General features: G+C 66.8%; 15 protein-coding genes. 6 read left to right on the forward strand and 9 right to left on the reverse strand.

The window, feature by feature from the left end; genetic code table 11:
• Positions 1-30: 30 nt before the first annotated feature.
• On the reverse strand, positions 31-1,374 hold the full coding sequence (locus VRZ77_RS06525; protein WP_414591856.1) for an Nramp family divalent metal transporter: 1,344 nt from the start codon (positions 1,372-1,374) through the stop codon (positions 31-33).
• Positions 1,375-1,530: 156 nt separating this feature from the next.
• Here VRZ77_RS06525 and VRZ77_RS06530 point away from each other — a divergent pair, with 156 nt between their 5' ends.
• The 3 genes from VRZ77_RS06530 (at position 1,531) to VRZ77_RS06540 (ending at position 4,939) form a co-directional block, all read left to right on the forward strand.
• On the forward strand, positions 1,531-2,274 hold the full coding sequence (locus VRZ77_RS06530) for a DUF3750 domain-containing protein (protein ID WP_414591857.1): 744 nt from the start codon (positions 1,531-1,533) through the stop codon (positions 2,272-2,274).
• A 112-nt stretch (positions 2,275-2,386) separates the two neighbouring features.
• Positions 2,387-3,202 carry a lytic murein transglycosylase gene (locus VRZ77_RS06535; RefSeq protein WP_414591858.1) on the forward strand — a complete coding sequence of 272 codons (816 nt, stop codon included), beginning with the start codon at positions 2,387-2,389 and terminating at the stop codon, positions 3,200-3,202.
• A gap of 114 nt (positions 3,203-3,316) precedes the next feature.
• Positions 3,317-4,939 (forward strand): GMC family oxidoreductase, encoded by a 1,623-nt coding sequence (locus VRZ77_RS06540; RefSeq protein ID WP_414591859.1) that lies wholly within the window; start codon positions 3,317-3,319, stop codon positions 4,937-4,939.
• A gap of 13 nt (positions 4,940-4,952) precedes the next feature.
• Here the strand turns inward: VRZ77_RS06540 and mepA are convergent, their stop codons facing one another.
• Both mepA and VRZ77_RS06550 read right to left on the reverse strand, forming a co-directional pair.
• Complete coding sequence (gene mepA, locus VRZ77_RS06545; protein ID WP_414591860.1) at positions 4,953-5,906, reverse strand: penicillin-insensitive murein endopeptidase; 954 nt, start codon at positions 5,904-5,906, stop codon at positions 4,953-4,955.
• Positions 5,907-5,917: 11 nt separating this feature from the next.
• Positions 5,918-6,907 carry a L,D-transpeptidase gene (locus tag VRZ77_RS06550; RefSeq protein WP_414591861.1) on the reverse strand — a complete coding sequence of 330 codons (990 nt, stop codon included), beginning with the start codon at positions 6,905-6,907 and terminating at the stop codon, positions 5,918-5,920.
• A 236-nt stretch (positions 6,908-7,143) separates the two neighbouring features.
• Between VRZ77_RS06550 and VRZ77_RS06555 the strand changes: the two genes are divergently transcribed.
• A complete protein-coding gene (locus VRZ77_RS06555) occupies positions 7,144-7,527 on the forward strand; it encodes a PRC-barrel domain-containing protein (protein WP_414591862.1) in 384 nt (127 codons plus the stop codon).
• A gap of 74 nt (positions 7,528-7,601) precedes the next feature.
• Here VRZ77_RS06555 and VRZ77_RS06560 read toward each other — a convergent pair whose 3' ends face one another.
• The gene (locus VRZ77_RS06560) at positions 7,602-7,799 is read right to left on the reverse strand and encodes a YegP family protein (RefSeq protein ID WP_414591863.1); all 198 of its coding nucleotides are present in this window, start codon (positions 7,797-7,799) and stop codon (positions 7,602-7,604) included.
• Between the two features lie 85 nt (positions 7,800-7,884).
• A complete protein-coding gene (gene lepA, locus VRZ77_RS06565) occupies positions 7,885-9,690 on the reverse strand; it encodes a translation elongation factor 4 (RefSeq protein WP_414591864.1) in 1,806 nt (601 codons plus the stop codon).
• Between the two features lie 104 nt (positions 9,691-9,794).
• Here lepA and VRZ77_RS06570 point away from each other — a divergent pair, with 104 nt between their 5' ends.
• The gene (locus VRZ77_RS06570; protein WP_414591865.1) at positions 9,795-10,430 is read left to right on the forward strand and encodes an MBL fold metallo-hydrolase; all 636 of its coding nucleotides are present in this window, start codon (positions 9,795-9,797) and stop codon (positions 10,428-10,430) included.
• Between the two features lie 142 nt (positions 10,431-10,572).
• Entirely contained in the window at positions 10,573-11,415 is an 843-nt protein-coding gene (locus VRZ77_RS06575) for an MBL fold metallo-hydrolase (protein ID WP_414591866.1), read from the forward strand.
• On the opposite strand, the gene VRZ77_RS06580 is transcribed toward VRZ77_RS06575, so the two are convergent.
• From VRZ77_RS06580 to VRZ77_RS06595, 4 genes are all read right to left on the reverse strand, one after another.
• Positions 11,399-13,495, reverse strand: coding sequence for a putative bifunctional diguanylate cyclase/phosphodiesterase (locus VRZ77_RS06580; protein WP_414591867.1), 2,097 nt, complete (start codon positions 13,493-13,495; stop codon positions 11,399-11,401). The two genes, VRZ77_RS06575 and VRZ77_RS06580, sit on opposite strands and share 17 nt — an antisense overlap.
• Before the next feature lie 112 nt (positions 13,496-13,607).
• Positions 13,608-14,900 (reverse strand): amidohydrolase family protein, encoded by a 1,293-nt coding sequence (locus tag VRZ77_RS06585; RefSeq protein ID WP_414591868.1) that lies wholly within the window; start codon positions 14,898-14,900, stop codon positions 13,608-13,610.
• Positions 14,901-14,913: 13 nt separating this feature from the next.
• Positions 14,914-15,858, reverse strand: coding sequence for an ABC transporter permease (locus VRZ77_RS06590; protein WP_414591869.1), 945 nt, complete (start codon positions 15,856-15,858; stop codon positions 14,914-14,916).
• The gene (locus tag VRZ77_RS06595) at positions 15,858-16,925 is read right to left on the reverse strand and encodes an ABC transporter permease (protein ID WP_414591870.1); all 1,068 of its coding nucleotides are present in this window, start codon (positions 16,923-16,925) and stop codon (positions 15,858-15,860) included. Before VRZ77_RS06595 ends, VRZ77_RS06590 begins: the two co-directional genes overlap by 1 nt.
• Positions 16,926-16,983: the final 58 nt, after the last annotated feature.

The following is a 16,983-nucleotide window of genomic DNA, read 5'->3' on the forward strand; positions in this document are numbered from 1 at the left end:
CGGTGCAAGGAGGACCTTCGTCGCCGCGCGTCACACGCCGGTGAAGAAGTCGTAGAGGAGCTTCATGTTCAGCGCGATGATCAGCGCCGCTGCCAGCGAGGCGAGCACGATCTGCCAGAGCGGGGCGACCAATGTCCCCAGCTTGCGCCGGTCGGCCGTGAACATGATCAGCGGCACCACAGCGAAGGGCAGTTGCAGGCTCAATACGACCTGACTGAGGATCAGCAGCGATCCCGCGCCGCTCTCGCCATAAGCGACCGTCACAGCCGCCGCCGGCACGATGGCGATGGAGCGCGTGATCAACCGGCGCAGCCAGGGTGCAAGGCGGATGCTGAGAAAGCCCTCCATCACAGCCTGCCCCGCGATGGTGGCCGTCACCGTGGAGTTCAGGCCGCAGCACAGAAGGGCGATCGCGAACAGCGTCGGAGCCATTGCGCTGCCGAGCAGCGGATTCAGCAGTTCATGCGCCTTGCCGAGGTCCGCGACCTCGCCCGTGCCGCCGGCATGGAAGGTCGAGGCGGCAAGGATCAGGATCGAGGCGTTGATGGTCAGCGCGAACATCAGGGCAATGGTCGAATCCCAGGTCGCCAGCCGGATCGCCTCGCGCTTGCCGTCGAGTGTGCCGTCGTGTCGGCGGGTCTGCACGATGGCCGAGTGGAGATAGAGGTTATGCGGCATCACGGTCGCGCCGAGGATGCCGAGCGCCAGATAGAGCATATCGGGATTGGTCACGATCTCCGTCGTCGGCGCGAAGCCGCGGATCACCTCGCCCCAGTCCGGATCGGCGAGCGCGATCTGGATGCCGAAGCACACAGCGATCACCGCGAGCAGCGTCACCACCAGCGCCTCCACCCAGCGGAAGCCGAGAGTCTGCAGCCATAGGATCAGGAACACGTCGAGCGCGGTGATGACCACACCGATTTCGAGCGGAATGCCGAACAGCAGGTTGAGCCCGATCGCCGTGCCGATCACCTCGGCGAGATCGGTGGCGCAGATTGCCGCCTCCGCCAATATCCACAGCACGAAGCCGACCGGACGCGGAAAGGCGTCGCGGCAGGCCTGAGCAAGATCGCGCCCCGAGGCAACGCCGAGGCGCGAGCACAGCGCCTGCAACAGGATGGCGATCATGTTGGAGAGCAGCGCGACGGTCAGCAGCGTGAAGCCGAAGCGCGAGCCGCCGGCGAGCGAGGTCGCCCAGTTGCCGGGGTCCATATATCCGGTGGCGACCAGATAGCCCGGCCCCATGAAGGCGAAGAAGCGCCAGATCCCGGTCCGCTTGGAAACGGAAACGGTGCCGTGCACCTCCGACAGCGCCGGGTCTCCGCGCTCGCGCCGCCAGCCCGATCCGCCTTCCGCCTGCAAACGATCCAGCATGCCCTTACCCGCTATTGCGAATGAATTGCGTTATCAATTGCCGATCACTCCCGACCTGTCAATGCAATTGCGAATGATTTGCATCTTCGGACACATTTTCGCGCGCAGGGCGGCAACACCTTGTGTCGAACCGATTTCGTGCTGAGATTGGAGCACATGCTCCGCACCGCCCAGTTCACCCTTTTCGGCTTCATGCTGTTGTTCGCCCTGCCGCTCGGCGCCCATGCGCTGGTGAAATGGCAGACCACCGACTTCACCCGCTCCTGGGGTTCGGCCGACTGGTCGAGCACCGGAACCCTGCCGCCGGCCGCGCGCAATCCCGAAGCCATGGTGCGCATCTACGCCGCCCGCGTCGGGCGCTGGCGCGGCATCTTCGCCGTGCATAGCTGGATCGTCCTGAAGGAGGCCGGCGGCCGCTCCTATGAGCGCTTCGACAAGGTCGGCTGGGGCTCGCCGATCCGCCGCAACGGCTATCCGCCCGACGGGCGCTGGTACGGCAACGAGCCCGAAGTGGTGTTCGAACCGCGCGGGGAAGAAGCGCAGGCGCTGATCCCCAAACTGCGCGCCGCCATCGACGCCTATCCCTACGCCGGCTCCGGCGATTACCGCGTCTGGCCGGGGCCGAACTCCAACAGCTTCGTCGCCAGCGTGCTGGCCGCCGTGCCGGAGACCGGCGCCACATTGCCGCCGACCGCGATCGGCAAGGATTTCCCGACCGATGGGCGCTGGATCGCCCTCGCGCCGTCGCGGACCGGGGTGCGGCTCTCGCTCGGCGGCTATGGCGGGCTGACGCTCGCCTGGGTAGAGGGGCTGGAAATCAATATACTCGGCGCCGTCGCCGGTCTCGACCTGCGCCGGCCCGGCATCAAGCTGCCCGGCTTCGGACGCATCGGCGTGTGAGGGCGGAAACGCCGCGTTCATAACACTGCGTGCAGGATATCGGGCAGCGGCGCGCGGGACCAAGCGCCTGTACCGGGAGCGGGAGCTCGGATCCAAGATGATCGCCATAAAGATGAACACCCTCGGGAACCTCGGCCGGGCCGCCGGCATCGCCCTCACCCTTCTCCCCGCGGCGCCGGCCATGGCCGCCACCTGCGGCAACGACGCCTCGGGCTTCGAGCGCTGGCTCGGCGAGTTCCGGCGCGAGGCCGCCGGCGCCGGCATCTCGGCGAGCGCCCTGCGCGCGCTGGACGGCGTGACCTACAGCACGCAGGTCATCGGCCTCGACCGCAACCAGAAGCACTTCAGCGTCCCGTTCGAGCAGTTCGTCGCCAACCGCGTCACCAAGGGCCGCATCGCCAAGGGCAAGCAGATGCTCAAGCAATATGCGGGCCCGCTCGCCGGCATCGAGCAGCGCTTTGGCGTGCCGGGGCCGATCCTCGTCGCGATCTGGGGCATGGAAACCGATTTCGGCGCCAATTCCGGCAAGATGCCGGTGTTCCGCTCGCTGGCGACGCTGGCTTATGACTGTCGGCGCACCGAGTTCTTCACCGGCCAGTTGCTCGACGCATTGCGCATCGTCCAGCGCGGGGACCTTTCCATCGGCCAGATGCGCGGCGCCTGGGCGGGCGAGCTTGGCCAGACCCAGTTCATGCCAAGCTCCTATGTCAAATACGCGGTCGATTTCAGCGGCGACGGCCATGCCGACCTGATCAGCAACCCGGTCGACGTGCTGGCCTCCACCGCCAACTACCTCAAGGCCTATGGCTGGCAGCGCGGCGGCGACTACCATCAGGGCGGCGCCAATTTCCAGGCGCTGCTGGGTTGGAACAAGGCGGTGAACAACGCCCGCGCCATCGGCCTGTTCGCCGACAAGCTCTCGCAATAGCGCACATGGCCAGCCGGCCGATGTGAGCCCGCGAACAACGCTTGAGCACGATTTCGCGTTGCCGGGGCGACACCCTCCCGGCAGTTTGCGCACGAGACGATAAGGGGTGCCCGCATGCCGACCGCCGACGCCGAGAGCTTCGATTACATCATCGTCGGCGCCGGCTCGGCCGGTTGCGTGCTCGCCAACCGGCTCTCGGCCGATCCCGCAACCAAGGTTCTGGTGCTGGAGGCCGGCGGGCGCGACAACTGGATCTGGTTCCACATACCGGTCGGCTATCTGTTCGCCATCGGCAATCCGCGCGCCGACTGGTGCTTCAAGACCGAGGCCGAAGCCGGCCTCAATGGCCGCGTGCTGAATTACCCGCGCGGCAAGACCATTGGCGGCTCCTCGGCCATCAACGCCATGATCTACATGCGCGGTCAGGCCGCCGATTACGACCATTGGCGCCAGCTCGGCCTTTCCGGCTGGGGCTGGGACGATGTGCTGCCGGTGTTCAGGAAGCACGAGGACCACTATCTCGGCGCCAGCGAGATGCACGGTGCGGGCGGGGAATGGCGCGTGGAATTCCCGCGCCTGACCTGGGAACTGCTCGACACGGTGCGCGAGGCCGCCAGGCAGGACGGCATCGCCGCGATCCCGGACTTCAACACCGGCGATAATGAGGGCTCGTCCTATTTCCAGGTGAACCAGAAGCGCGGCTTTCGCTGGAGCGCCGCGCGCGGCTTCCTCAAGCCCGTGCTCGGCCGCGCCAACCTCAGGCTGGAGACCGGCTGCCAGGCCGACCGTATCCTGATCGAGAACGGCCGCGCCGTCGGCGTCGCCTATACGCAGGGCGGTATCGCGCGTGTCGCTCGCGCAGGAGGAGAGGTCATTCTTGCCTCGGGCGCGGTCGGTTCGCCGCATCTGATGAAGCTTTCCGGCATCGGCCCCGGCGCGGAGCTGGCGGCGCATGGCATTCCGGTGGCGCTCGACCGGCCGGGCGTCGGCTCCAACCTGCAGGACCATTTGCAACTGCGGATGATCTACAAGGTTCAGGGCGTGCCGACGCTGAACGAGCAATATCACTCGCTGTTCGGCCGGGCGAAAATGGGTCTGGACTTCGCCCTGTTCCAGCGCGGCCCGCTGACCATGGCGCCCTCGCAGCTCGGCATCTTCACCCGCTCGCGCCCCGACATCGAGCGGGCCGACCTCGAATTCCACGTTCAGCCGCTCTCGCTGCCGAAATTCGGCGAGAAGCTGCACCGCTTCCCGGCCTTCACCATGAGCGTGTGCAATCTGCGCCCGACCAGCCGGGGCGCGATCGAGCTGGCGAGCGCCGATCCCCGTACGGCCCCGCGTATCAGGCCGAACTATCTCGCCACGCAGGATGACCGCCGCGTCGCCGCCGACAGCCTGCGCGTCGCCCGGCGCATCGTCTCCCGCCCCGCCCTCGCCCCCTACCGGCCCGAGGAATTCCTGCCCGGCCCTCAGGTCGGCGACAGCGAGGAAGCTCTGGCGCGGGCGGCGGGCGATATCGGCACGACCATCTTCCACCCCGTGGGCACCGCGAAGATGGGCCTGCCCTCCGATCCGATGGCGGTGGTGGACGAGCGGCTGCGGGTGATCGGGATGGCGGGACTGCGCGTCGCGGACGCCTCGATCATGCCGACCATCGTCTCTGGCAATACCAATTCCCCGACCATCATGATCGCCGAGAAGGCCGCCGGCATGATCCTGGAAGACGCGCGAGCCTGAAGAAAGCGGCGCCTCAGGGCGCCAGCACCACCTCGCGGCAGGCGGGGGGCATGTCGGCGAGCATCATCGGCGGCGGCGGCTTCACCGGCTCCTTGGGCGGCCTGGGGTGCAGGTTCGCGTCCGAGAACCACCAGTCCAGCGCCTCGCCGGTGCAGCCCTCACCCGGCACCACCGGGTCCTGCGGGCGGCATTGCGGGCTGTCCTTCGGGCAGGAAAGCCGCACATGCATGTGGTAGTCGTGCCCCCAATAGGGCCGCACCTTCTGCAGCCAGGAGCGGTCGCCGGTCGCGTCGCGGCACAGCGCCTTCTTGATCGCGGCATTGACCAGCACGCGCTCGACCTCCGGGTCCTGCGCTGCCGCGCGGATCACCGCGATATGCGAGCCGGTCCACACTTTTGGGTCGACGTCGAGCCGGTCCGGCCGCACGATCATGGTGGCGGAGACTTTCTCGCGCTCCTGCGCGGAAAATTCCCGGCCCGGCATCGGCGTCAGCCAGATGTCGGCATCGAGCCCGATCTGGTGCGAGGCATGGCCCGAGGCCATCGGCCCTCCCCGCGGCTGCGCCATGTCGCCGACCAGTATGCCCGGCCATTGCGAGACTTTGGGCACCTTGGCGGCGAAGCGCTCGATGAAGTCGACGAGGCGCGGATGCCCCCAGTTGCGGTTGCGCGACAGCCGCATCGCCTGCCAGGTCTTGCCGTTCACCGGCAGCATCGCCGCGCCGGCGAGGCACCCTTTGGAATAGAACCCAATGGCGCGGCTCGACAGCTCCGCCGGTTCGCGCGCCGCCCCGAAGAGCTGCTTGGCCGGCACCTTGTCGGCGGCGGATACCGCGGCGGCCGAGGGAGCGGGAGCCGGGGCAGCCTGCGGGGGCGCGAGCGGCATCGGCATGCCCTGCCCCGCGGCGGGGCCGGCGAGGGCCAGAAGGCCAAACAGCAAAACCGCGCGCGACAGGCCCGAGGTCATCACCCGCTCCTTCAGCTCGTGGCCGGGGCCATGATCACGAAATTCGGGTCCGAGCGCGTTCCGGCATGCGCGGAAAGCTCGGTGATCAACATGGTGGAACCCGGCACCAGCAGGCTGGCGAGTTCCTTGTTCACATCCGGCGCGACCGTGATGCGGTCGATCACCTGCGTCGCCTTGCCGGCGGCCGCCTTGTTGGCCTCATAGGCGATCGAGGTCCACGAGACTTCGCCGCCCACCGACTTCAGCACATAGACCACATTGCCCAGCGGCGTCTCGGGATCGCGGATGGTCACCGGGGCGGTGAGCACCACCGCGCCGTCCTTCAGCACGGTGAGGCTCTTGTCGGCGCCGCTGATCACCATCGACACCGCGTCCTGCGCCGCCGCCTTCGTCTCCGCGGCCTCGGCCGTCGGGTCGGTGCTGATCGCGGTGGTCGCGTCCTTGGGCAGCACCAGCCCGGGATGCAGCACGTCGACCGGCTGGGAATGGGAATCGGCGATGATCACCGGCGTCCCGTTATGCGTGACCGCGAACAGCAGCTTGGCGAATTCCAGCGGCAGGTGCACGCAGCCATGCGAGGACGGATAGCCAGGCAACCCGCCCGCATGCAGCGCGACGCCCGACCAGGTGAGCCGCTCGGTGAACGGCATGGAAGCGTCGTCGTAGATCGACGAGTGATGGTCGGCATCCTTCTGCAGGATGGTGAAGATGCCGACCGGGGTCTCATGCCCCGCCTTGCCGGTCGAGCAGGTCGAGACGCCGATCCGAACGCCGTTGCGGTACACATAGCAGCGCTGGTCGGGCAGCGAGACAATGATCGAGACGAAGCCCTCGGGCGCGCGGTCGGGATACCAGACGAAGCTGCCGGGCTTCATGTCGGCGATGTCCGTCTCCTGCGCGTGCACCACGACGCCGCCGGCCACGGCAAGCGCGCCGGCGAGGCCGAGCAGCTTCAGCGCGCGGCGGCGCCCGGTCGATACGGCATCCCGCTCATCGGTCATCGGCTGATTCTCCTGATACTGCCGAACAAGATACCGGCAATGCTCTCCGCGCGCCAACAGCACCGCAACCACTTGCCGGAAGGTAGTCGAATGATGGACGTTAAGAACAAGCAATATTCTATCAATCAACGGGCCGATCGACAGATTATCTCTTTCCAATTTTTAACGGAACTGACGGCCGGGGAAGACGTTTTCCTGACATTACAATCACATTCAACCAACTATGGAGGGTTGACATGCAGAGCACGCAGCAAAATCTCGAAACCCGTGAAACCATGACGCTGATTGGGAGCGACAAGGTCGAGGGCACGGCGGTCTATCGCCCCAATGGCGATCGCATTGGTTCGATCGCCCGCGTCATGATCGACAAGCTCACCGGCCAGACCGCCTATGCGGTCATGAGCTTCGGCGGCTTTCTGGGTTTCGGCGAGGATTACTATCCCCTGCCCTGGTCGCTGCTGAAGTACGACGAGCGGATGGACGGCTATGTGGTCGACATCACCGAGGAGCAGCTTTCCGGCGCCCCGCACCACACCAGCGCGGATGACCGCAACTGGAAGGACGCGGACTGGGATCGCAAGGTGAATGATTACTACCACGTTCCGCCCTACGTCATCTGACGCTCGGCGGAGCGAACGGAAAGGCCGGGCGCGAGCCCGGCCTTTTTGCGTGGCGAGGAAATGTGCCGAGCCGCTCAGGCCTTGGTCTCGTCCTTGGGCAGTTCGACCACGTCGGCGCCCGGCGTGTTCTTCTTGATGGAGTCGATGGCGCTCAGGGCTGATGCCTTCGCCTTGTAGCTTTCCGAGGCGAACATCGTCTCGCCATTGGACGCTTTGAAGCGGAAGCGATAGCCGCCCGCCTTGTCCTGGTAGACTTCAAATTTGTAGGCCATTTTGATTGCCTCCCGTCGCGCGTTTTACCGCCCGCTTGATGGGAACACAGTTGGCCGCGATTCGGAAGCCGGGTCGGAGGTAGCGTCAGTCGTCCACCTTGAGCGCGGCGATGAAGGCTTCCTGCGGAATCTCCACCCGGCCGAACTGCCGCATCTTCTTCTTGCCTTCCTTCTGCTTCTCCAGAAGCTTGCGCTTGCGGGTGATGTCGCCGCCATAGCACTTGGCGGTCACGTCCTTGCGCAGCGCTCGGATGGTCTCGCGGGCAATGATCTTGGCCCCGATCGCCGCCTGGATCGGAATCTGGAACAGGTGCTGCGGGATCAGGTCCTTCAGCTTTTCGCACATGGCGCGGCCGCGATATTCCGCGCGGGTACGGTGCACCAGCATGGAGAGCGCGTCGACCGGCTCGGCATTGACCAGGATCGACATCTTCACCAGGTCACCCGCCCGATAGTCGGTGATCTGGTAGTCGAACGAGGCATAGCCCTTGGAGATCGACTTCAGGCGATCGTAGAAATCGAACACCACCTCGTTGAGCGGCAGGTCATAGGTGACCATGGCGCGCGCACCGACATAGGTGAGCTCGATCTGGTTGCCGCGCCGGTCCTGGCAGAGCTTGAGCACCGCGCCGAGATATTCGTCCGGGGTGAGGATGGTGGCCCGGATCCACGGTTCGCGGATTTCCTTGATCTTCACCACGTCCGGCATGTCGGCCGGGTTGTGAAGGTCGAGCACCGTGCCGTCATTCATCTCGATTTCGTAGATCACCGAGGGGGCGGTGGCGATCAGGTCGAGGTTGAACTCGCGCTCCAGCCGCTCCTGGATGATTTCCAGATGCAGAAGGCCGAGGAAGCCGCAGCGGAAGCCGAAGCCGAGCGCCGCCGACGTCTCCATCTCGAAGGAGAAGCTCGCATCGTTGAGCCGCAGCTTGCCCATCGCGGAGCGCAGATCCTCGAAGTCGGCGGCGTCGACCGGGAATAGGCCGCAGAACACCACCGGCTGCGCCGGCTTGAAGCCCGGCAGCGGTTCGGCGGTGGGGCGCTTCTCCTCGGTGATAGTATCGCCAACGCGCGTATCGGCCACTTCCTTGATCGAGCCGGTCAGGAAGCCGATCTCGCCCGGCCCGAGTTCCGCCATGACGGTGAGCTTGGGCGTGAACACGCCGACGCGGTCGATCTCGTACACCGCGTCCGCCCGCATCATCTTGATGCGCTGGCCCTTCTTCAGCACGCCGTCGACGATGCGCACCAGCACCACGACGCCCAGATAGACGTCGTACCAGCTGTCGACCAGCAGCGCCTTGAGCGGGGCCTCGCGGTCGCCCTGGGGCGGCGGCAGCCGGGTGACGATGGCTTCCAGCACATCGGGAATGCCGAGGCCGGTCTTGGCCGAAATCAGCACGGCATTGGAGGCGTCGAGGCCGATCACATCCTCGATCTGCGCCTTCACCTTGTCCGGCTCGGCGGCCGGCAGGTCGACCTTATTGAGGACCGGGACGATCTCGTGATTATTGTCGATCGCCTGATACACATTGGCCAGCGTCTGCGCCTCGACGCCCTGCGAGGCATCGACCACGAGCAGCGAGCCCTCCACGGCGGCCAGCGAGCGGTTCACCTCATAGGCGAAGTCGACATGGCCGGGCGTGTCGATGAGATTGAGCACGTAGGTCTTGCCATCATGCGCCTTGTAGGCGAGGCGCACCGTCTGCGCCTTGATGGTGATGCCGCGCTCGCGCTCGATATCCATGTTGTCGAGCACCTGCTCGGACATCTCGCGTTCGGACAGCCCGCCCGTGATCTGGATCAGCCGGTCGGCAAGGGTCGACTTCCCATGGTCGATATGGGCGACGATGGAGAAGTTGCGGATGTTTTCGATGGGCTTGGTGCTCATGAGGCGCGGGATAGCATTGGCGCAGGGGCGCCACAAGCGGGGCGCCTTGCGGGACGGCATATGTTCGACCACATTCCGCCGGCACCGTTGCCGAGGAAATGTGAATGTCCGAACTCAAGATCGCCGTCGTGCCCGTCACTCCGTTCCAGCAGAACTGCTCGATCATCTGGGACGAAACCACCAAGAAGGGCGCGGTGATCGATCCCGGCGGCGACCTGCCGCGCATTCTCGCCGCGCTTGAGGAGCTGGAGGTGAACGCGGAAAAGATCGTGCTCACCCATGGCCACATCGACCACGCCGCCGGCGCCGCCGAACTGGCCGAAACGCTGAAGGTTCCGGTCGAGGGACCGCACGAGGCCGACAAGTTCCTGCTGGACAATCTGGTCGCCGATGGCGAGCGCACCGGCATCCCCGGCCGCCCGGTCACCCCGAACCGCTGGCTGAACGAGGGCGACACCGTGGATATTGGCGGCTTCCCCTTCGAGGTGCTGCATGTGCCCGGCCACACGCCCGGCCATATCGTGCTGGTCTACAAGCCCGGCAGCTTCGCCGTGGTTGGCGACACGCTGTTCCAGCGCTCTGTCGGGCGCACGGATTTTCCCTATGGCGACCACGACACGCTGATCGCCGGCATCAAGTCCAAGCTGCTCCCCCTCGGCGATAACGTGACGATCCTGCCCGGCCATGGCAGCGCCTCGACCATCGGCACCGAGAAGCGGACCAACCCGTATATTCGGTGACGGTCGCCCGCGGGCCGGGACGGGCGGACGAGGCGAGCCGCGCACAGCGATTAGCGCGCCTGTTCGCCAACGCAATCGTTACTCGCGCGGCGGTGCCGCAACGTCGATCATGCTTCGAGCGACACCGGCCCGGAGCACCCGCATGCGTCCAGCGTCCCCGCGTCTCCTGTTGACCCTCGCCGCGTTGCTGCTGGCGCCTTTGCTCGCGCCGCTGCCAGCCCTTGCGCAGGCGGATCGCTGCCCGAAGCTGGTCGCGGGTTTTCCCGGCTTTCCCTCGCCGGAGAGGCTGGCCGTTCCGGCCTCGCTCCAGCTCGCCTCTGTCGCGCCGAACCATGTCAGCCTGACCTATATCGGCCACTCGACCTTTCTGATCGAGAGCGCCGGCGGCGTCACGCTCGCCACCGACTACAACGACTATGTGCGCCCGAACCTTGTCCCCCGCGTCGCCACCATGAACCGCGCACACTCCACCCATTACTCGCTCGCCCCCGATCCGGGCATCGAGCATGTGCTCAAGGGCTGGAGCGACACGGCAGGCGAGCCGGTGCGCTACAATCTCGATGTCGACGATCTGTGGATCGGCAACCTGCCGACCAATATCCGCGACTGGGAAGGCGGCACGATCCGCAACGGCAATTCCATCTTCATCTTCCGCGCCGCTGACCTGTGCATCGCCCATCTCGGCCACCTGCACCACACGCTGACCGAGGACGACCTCGCCGCGCTGGGGCGCATCGACGTGGTGCTGGCGCCGGTCGACGGCAGCTACACCATCGATGTCGACGGCATGATCGAGGTGCTGAAAGCGCTGGAATCGCCGCTCGTGATCCCGATGCACTATTTCAACGAGTACACGCTGAACAATTTCCTGCGCCGCCTCGGCGACAGCAAATACGAGGTGAAGCGTCAGTCCGGCACGACGCTGGTGCTCTCGCGCGAAACCCTGCCGACCAAGCCCACCGTGCTGGTTATCCCGGGAAATTGACGATCTTGCTGCGTCCGTCGATCTGCGCGTTCTCCCGCAGCCACTTCGTCGCCGCCTCGGCGGGCATGGGATGGCCGAACAGGAACCCCTGGCCGGCATCGCAGCCCAGCTCCGCCACCGCCACGAACTGCTCGTGGGTCTCTATGCCCTCCGCCAGCACCTGAAGGCCGAGATCGTGGCCAAGCCCGATCAGCGCCCGAACGATCGCGCGGTCGGCCACGGAGGCGTTCATATCGACGATGAAGGAGCGGTCGAGCTTGATCGTGTCGACCGGCAGCCGGCGCAGATGGGTGAGCGAGGCATAGCCGGTGCCGAAATCGTCGAGCGCGATGGCGAAGCCGAGGCGCCGCAGGTCCCACAGCGCGCCGACAGCCCCCTCGCCGCCGCGCCCGAGCGTGACGGTCTCCGGCACCTCGAACTCCACCAGTGCCGCCGGCACGCCGGCCTGCGCCACCGCGTCGCGCGCCGATTCGGCGAGATTGGCGATGCGGAGCTGGTTGCTGGACAGGTTGATCGCCATGCGCCGGACGTCGAACCCCATGTCCAGCCAGCGCCGCAACTGCCCCGCCGCCGCCTGCAACACGAAACGCCCGATCGGCGCCATCAGCCCGACGCTCTCGGCAGCGCCGACGAACTCGCCGGGCAGCACCAGTCCGCGCTCCGGATGGCGCCAGCGCACCAGCGCCTCAAAGCCGAGCGGACGCCGCTCGGAAAAGCCGACAAGCGGCTGGAAATAGACCTCGAACTCGTCGCGCTCAAGCCCGGCACGCAGGTCCTCGATGCACTTGTGCCGCTCGTCGGCGAGCCGGCGCATGTCGACGTCGAACTGATGGATGCGCATGCCGCTCTCGGCCTTGGCGGCATAGAGCGCAAGGTCGGCATTGCGTTGCAGTTCGTCCGGCGTCGCCCCATTGTCGGGCCACGCCGCCGCGCCGAAGCTCGCGGCGACATGCAACGAGGCGCCGGTGGCGCGGACCTCGATCGGCTGTACGAGCTGGTGATAGATCTGCTCCGCGCGCCGGCGCAGCACGTCGGGATCGGTGAGGCCCGGCAGGATCATGGCGAACTCGTCGCCACCGAGCCGGGCGCAGACATCGCCGGCGCGGGCATTCGCGGCGAGCCGCGCCCCCACCGCGTGCAGCACAACGTCGCCGGCGCCATGGCCATGGGTGTCGTTGACTTGCTTGAAGCCATCGAGATCGATCATCAGCAGCCCGCCGGACGACAGCGGCTCCTCCATCAGTTCGTCGAGCCTCCGGTTGAAGCCGATACGATTGGCGAGCCCGGTCACGACGTCATGGCTGGCGAGGTATTCGGCATGGGCGCTGGCCTGCACGCGGTCGGTGACGTCGCGCTCATTGACCAGCAGGCAGAGCCGGCCGGTCACCGGGTCGGTGGTGGTGCGCATGTAGAGCCCGTGCCAGCGCACGCCCGCGCTGGTGACGGCCCGGAATTCGCCCGTCGTGGCCTGTCCCATGAAGGCGTCGGTCTTCACCGGGTCGTGGCGGAGCGCCGCGCGCCAAAATCGCTCGCCCTCACCGGGATCGACGCAGCTGGCGAGGAAGGTGTGGGCCGCGTTGGGATAGGCGCGCGCAGCCGCCGGGTTGCGGAACAGCACCGTGCCGTCGGCGCTATAGAGCGTGACCATCATCGCGGTGTGGCGCAGCGCCTCGATCCCACGCAGCTCCTCCGGGGCGACGTCCGGAACCGCCGCCTCGACCAGCATACCGACATGACCGTTCGGCAGCCGCACCCCGCTCATGGTGCAGTCGACGGTGAAGGCGCCGCCCTTGGGATAGAAGCTCCAGCGCTCGACCACCACCTCGCCGCCCGCCACCCGGCCAATCGTACCGGCGAGCCGCTCGCGGATCGCAGGAGAATGCGGGCTGAAATCGCGTGAGAAGAACTCGTCCAGCCCGTCCGCCGGCACACACCACAGCTTCAGCGCGGCGGCGTTGGCGTAGAATTTCCGCATCCTTCCGGTGTCGAGAATCCACACCGGCCGCCGCAAAAGATCAAAGCCTTCCGTGCAGACCGGCGGCAGGTCAGGATTCTCGGGCGGGAACGCGGCGGTCGCCATCGGCTGAAAACATTACGAGATGGAAATAGGGCGGCGAATTCAACAGTTTCGGCTCATGCAAGACCGATCCTATCGACTCACCATATGTCTCTCGCCGCGAATTCGACAAGGCTCAGGACGCGCCCGGCGCATAGGCACTGGGGTCGACCAGCGCCGGCCGGCCGGGAAGGTCAAGCGCGCTCACCCGGGGCGCGCCCTCGGCGATGACACGCCCGCGACGCACCACGAATAGCCGCGCGGCCTTCAGGCGGATCGCCTCAATCGGATCGTCCGCCTGAAGCACGATGAAATCGGCATTACAGCCCGGCGCGACGCCGTAGCCATCCAGCCCCATGATGCGCGCGGGATTGGTCGTCACGGCCTCGAAGCACCAGGTCATGGCCTCGCGCGAGGAAAGCTGGCCGACATGCAGCGCCATATGAGCGACTTCCAGCATGTCGCCGGAGCCGAGCGAGTACCAGGGGTCCATCACGCAGTCATGCCCGAAGGCGACATTGACGCCGGCTGCCCGCAGCTCCGGCACCCGCGTCATGCCGCGGCGCTTGGGATAGGTATCGTGGCGGCCTTGCAGCATGATGTTGATCAGCGGATTGGCGATGGCGTGGACGCCGGCCTCCGCGATCAGCGGAATCAGCTTCGAGACGTAGTAATTATCCATGGAATGCATGGAGGTGAGGTGCGAGCCAGCCACCCGGCCGCCAAGGCCCAGCCGCTGTGTTTCATAGGCCAGCGCCTCGATATGTCGCGAGAGCGGGTCATCGGTCTCGTCGCAATGGATGTCGACACGCAGGCCCCGCTCGGCCGCGATCTCGCACAGCGCCTTGAGCGAAGCGGCGCCGTCGGCCATGGTGCGCTCGAAATGGGGAATGCCGCCGACGACGTCTACGCCCATGTCCAGCGCGCGGCGCAGTTTGTCGGCTGCGGTGGGCGAGCGGTAATAGCCGTCCTGCGGGAAGGCGACGAGCTGAAGGTCGATATAGTCCTTCACCCTTTCCCGCACGTCGAGCAGCGCCTCGACCGCCAGCAGCCGGTCGTCGCAGATGTCGACATGGGAGCGGATGGCGAGCAGCCCCTGGCTCACCGCAAGGTCGCAATAGCGCAAAGCACGCTCGATCACGGCCTCGTGGGTCAGCAGCGGCTTCAGCTCGCCCCACAGCGCGATGCCCTCCAGCAGGGTTCCTGACTGGTTGAGCCGCGGCAGGCCGAGCGAGAGCGTGGCGTCCATGTGGAAATGCACGTCGACGAAGGGCGGCGCCACCAGCCGCCCGCCGGCATCCAGCGTACGGCCGGCCTCGGCCTCGATCCCGCGCTCCACCGCCACGATCCGCCCACCCTCGCAGGCGATGTCGAGGCCCTCGCGCCCGTCCGGCAGGCGCGCATTCTTCACGAGAAGGTCGAGACTCATAACCGCTTCCTACTCACCTCTGACCCTTGAAATAGGGCTTCATCAGCGCGCGCGGATAGTCCGCGCGCCGGGCCACCAAGACAAGCGCGGCAATGGAGAAAATATAGGGCAGCATCAGGAAGATCTGGCTCGGCACCGCCCCGCCGGTGATGGTCTGGAGCCGGAGCTGGTAGGCATCCAGCGCCCCGAACAGCAGCGCGCCGATGAGCGCCTTGCCCGGCCGCCACGAGGCGAAGACGGTGAGCGCGATGCACACCCAGCCGCGCCCGTTGATCATGCCGAAATAGAACGCGTTGAACGCCGAGAGCGTGAGGAACGCCCCGCCCAGCGCCATCAATGCAGAACCCGCCATCACCGCGCCGATCCGCAGCCCCACCACCGAGAGCCCCTGCGCCTCCACCGCCTCCGGGTTGTCGCCCACCGCGCGGATGGCAAGGCCGAGCGGCGTGCGCGCCAGCACGAAGGCGACCAGCCCGACGCAGACAAAGGCCAGCACCGTGAAGGCGCTCTGCTGGCTCAGGATCGTGCCGATAAACGGCAGGTCGCCCAGCACCGGAACGTCGAGCGGGGGAAACGGCTCGATGCGCGGCGGGGTGCCGACATTGGGGAACGCCACGCGATAGCCGAAATAGGCGACCGAGGTCGCGAGCAGCGTCACCCCGATTCCGGTCACATGCTGGGACAGGCCGAGCGGCACGGTGAGCACGCCGTGGATCAGCCCGAACAACGCCCCGACCAGCGCCGCCACCAGCACCCCGCCCCATAGCGGCAGGCCGAGATAGACGGCGAGCCAGCCTGACATGGCGCCGGCGACGAAAATGCCCTCGATGCCGAGATTAAGCACGCCCGCGCGCTCGCACAAAAGCGCGCCGAGCACGCCGAAGATCAGCGGGGTGGCGATGCGGATCGTCGCAGCCCAGAAATTCGCCTGCAGCAGAATGTCGAACGCGTCCCACATCAGGCGGTCTCCCGGCGCAGGAACTGGATGCGGAAGCGCGTCAGCAAGCCGCCGACCAGCACGCTGAGCAGCGAGAAGGCGACGACCAGATCGGCGAGATAGTTCGAGACGCCGATGGCCCGGCTCATGCTGTCGGCGCCGACGAACACGCCGGCAATGAAGATCGCGGACGGGATCACGCCGAGCGGCGACAGGTTTGCCAGCGTCGCCACCACGATGCCGGCATAGCCGAAGCCGGGCGAGAGGTCGGAGGTGAGGTACCCCTTGAGCCCCGCGACCTCGCTGGCCCCGGCGAGACCGGCCAGCCCGCCGGACAGGAGGCCGACCAGCGCCATCGCCTTGCCGACCGGCAGGCCGGCATAGCGCGCGGCACGGGCGTTCTCGCCCACCGCGCGGATGCGGAAGCCCCAGACCGTGCGGTTGATGAAGACATGCAGGCCGATGGCGGCCAGCACCGCCAGCACCAGCCCCCAGTGCAGCCGTAGCCCGGTCACCAGCTTGGGCAGCGTCGCCTCGTCGAGCACCGGGGCGGATTGCGGCCAGCCCATCGCCATCTCGTCCTTCATTGGGCCTTCGAGCATCATCTGCACGAAAAGCAGCACGATGAAGTTCATCAGCAGCGTCACCACCACCTCGTCGGCGCCGAACCGGGTCTTGAACAGCACCGGAACCAGCAGCAGCGCGGCCCCCGCCAGAGCGGCGGCGATCAGCACCAGCGGCACCAGCACATAGGACGGCGCCTCGATCAGCCCGGCGCCCACCGCCACGGTGGCCAGAGCGCCGGCATAGAGCTGGCCCTCCGCGCCGATGTTCCACAGCTTGGCCCGGAACGCCACCGCGGCGGCGAGGCCGGTGAAGATCAGCGGTGTGGCGCGGGTGAGCGTCTCCGCGAGCGCGAATCCGTCGCCGGCGGCCCCCTTCGCCATCAGCGCCAGCGCCTCCAGGACCGGGGCGCCGGCAAGCATGAGCGGGATGGACGTGAGCAGCAGCGCGACGAGGCCGGCGCCAACCGGCACCGCCACGGAAAGCCACACAGGTGTACGCTCGCGCGGAATGAAGCGGATCATGGGCGCCTCTCCGTGAGCCGGCGGGCGCCCATCCCCTCGCCCTGCCCGCGAAATCCCA

The organism is Ancylobacter sp. G4_0304 (assembly GCF_047501495.1).
Classification (GTDB): domain Bacteria; phylum Pseudomonadota; class Alphaproteobacteria; order Rhizobiales; family Xanthobacteraceae; genus Ancylobacter.

Excerpts from the sequence above, each read along its gene's own strand:
- VRZ77_RS06590 (WP_414591869.1), bottom strand. The coding sequence starts at position 15,858 with ATGTGGGACGCGTTCGACATTCTGCTGCAGGCGAATTTCTGGGCTGCG.
- VRZ77_RS06555 (WP_414591862.1), top strand. The coding sequence starts at position 7,144 with ATGCAGAGCACGCAGCAAAATCTCGAAACCCGTGAAACCATGACGCTG.
- VRZ77_RS06530 (WP_414591857.1), top strand. The coding sequence starts at position 1,531 with ATGCTCCGCACCGCCCAGTTCACCCTTTTCGGCTTCATGCTGTTGTTC.
- lepA (WP_414591864.1), bottom strand. The coding sequence starts at position 9,690 with ATGAGCACCAAGCCCATCGAAAACATCCGCAACTTCTCCATCGTCGCC.
- VRZ77_RS06595 (WP_414591870.1), bottom strand. The coding sequence starts at position 16,925 with ATGATCCGCTTCATTCCGCGCGAGCGTACACCTGTGTGGCTTTCCGTG.
- VRZ77_RS06575 (WP_414591866.1), top strand. The coding sequence starts at position 10,573 with ATGCGTCCAGCGTCCCCGCGTCTCCTGTTGACCCTCGCCGCGTTGCTG.
- VRZ77_RS06550 (WP_414591861.1), bottom strand. The coding sequence starts at position 6,907 with ATGACCGATGAGCGGGATGCCGTATCGACCGGGCGCCGCCGCGCGCTG.
- VRZ77_RS06560 (WP_414591863.1), bottom strand. The coding sequence starts at position 7,799 with ATGGCCTACAAATTTGAAGTCTACCAGGACAAGGCGGGCGGCTATCGC.
- mepA (WP_414591860.1), bottom strand. The coding sequence starts at position 5,906 with ATGACCTCGGGCCTGTCGCGCGCGGTTTTGCTGTTTGGCCTTCTGGCC.
- VRZ77_RS06580 (WP_414591867.1), bottom strand. The coding sequence starts at position 13,495 with ATGGCGACCGCCGCGTTCCCGCCCGAGAATCCTGACCTGCCGCCGGTC.
- VRZ77_RS06540 (WP_414591859.1), top strand. The coding sequence starts at position 3,317 with ATGCCGACCGCCGACGCCGAGAGCTTCGATTACATCATCGTCGGCGCC.
- VRZ77_RS06585 (WP_414591868.1), bottom strand. The coding sequence starts at position 14,900 with ATGAGTCTCGACCTTCTCGTGAAGAATGCGCGCCTGCCGGACGGGCGC.
- VRZ77_RS06535 (WP_414591858.1), top strand. The coding sequence starts at position 2,387 with ATGAACACCCTCGGGAACCTCGGCCGGGCCGCCGGCATCGCCCTCACC.
- VRZ77_RS06525 (WP_414591856.1), bottom strand. The coding sequence starts at position 1,374 with ATGCTGGATCGTTTGCAGGCGGAAGGCGGATCGGGCTGGCGGCGCGAG.
- VRZ77_RS06570 (WP_414591865.1), top strand. The coding sequence starts at position 9,795 with ATGTCCGAACTCAAGATCGCCGTCGTGCCCGTCACTCCGTTCCAGCAG.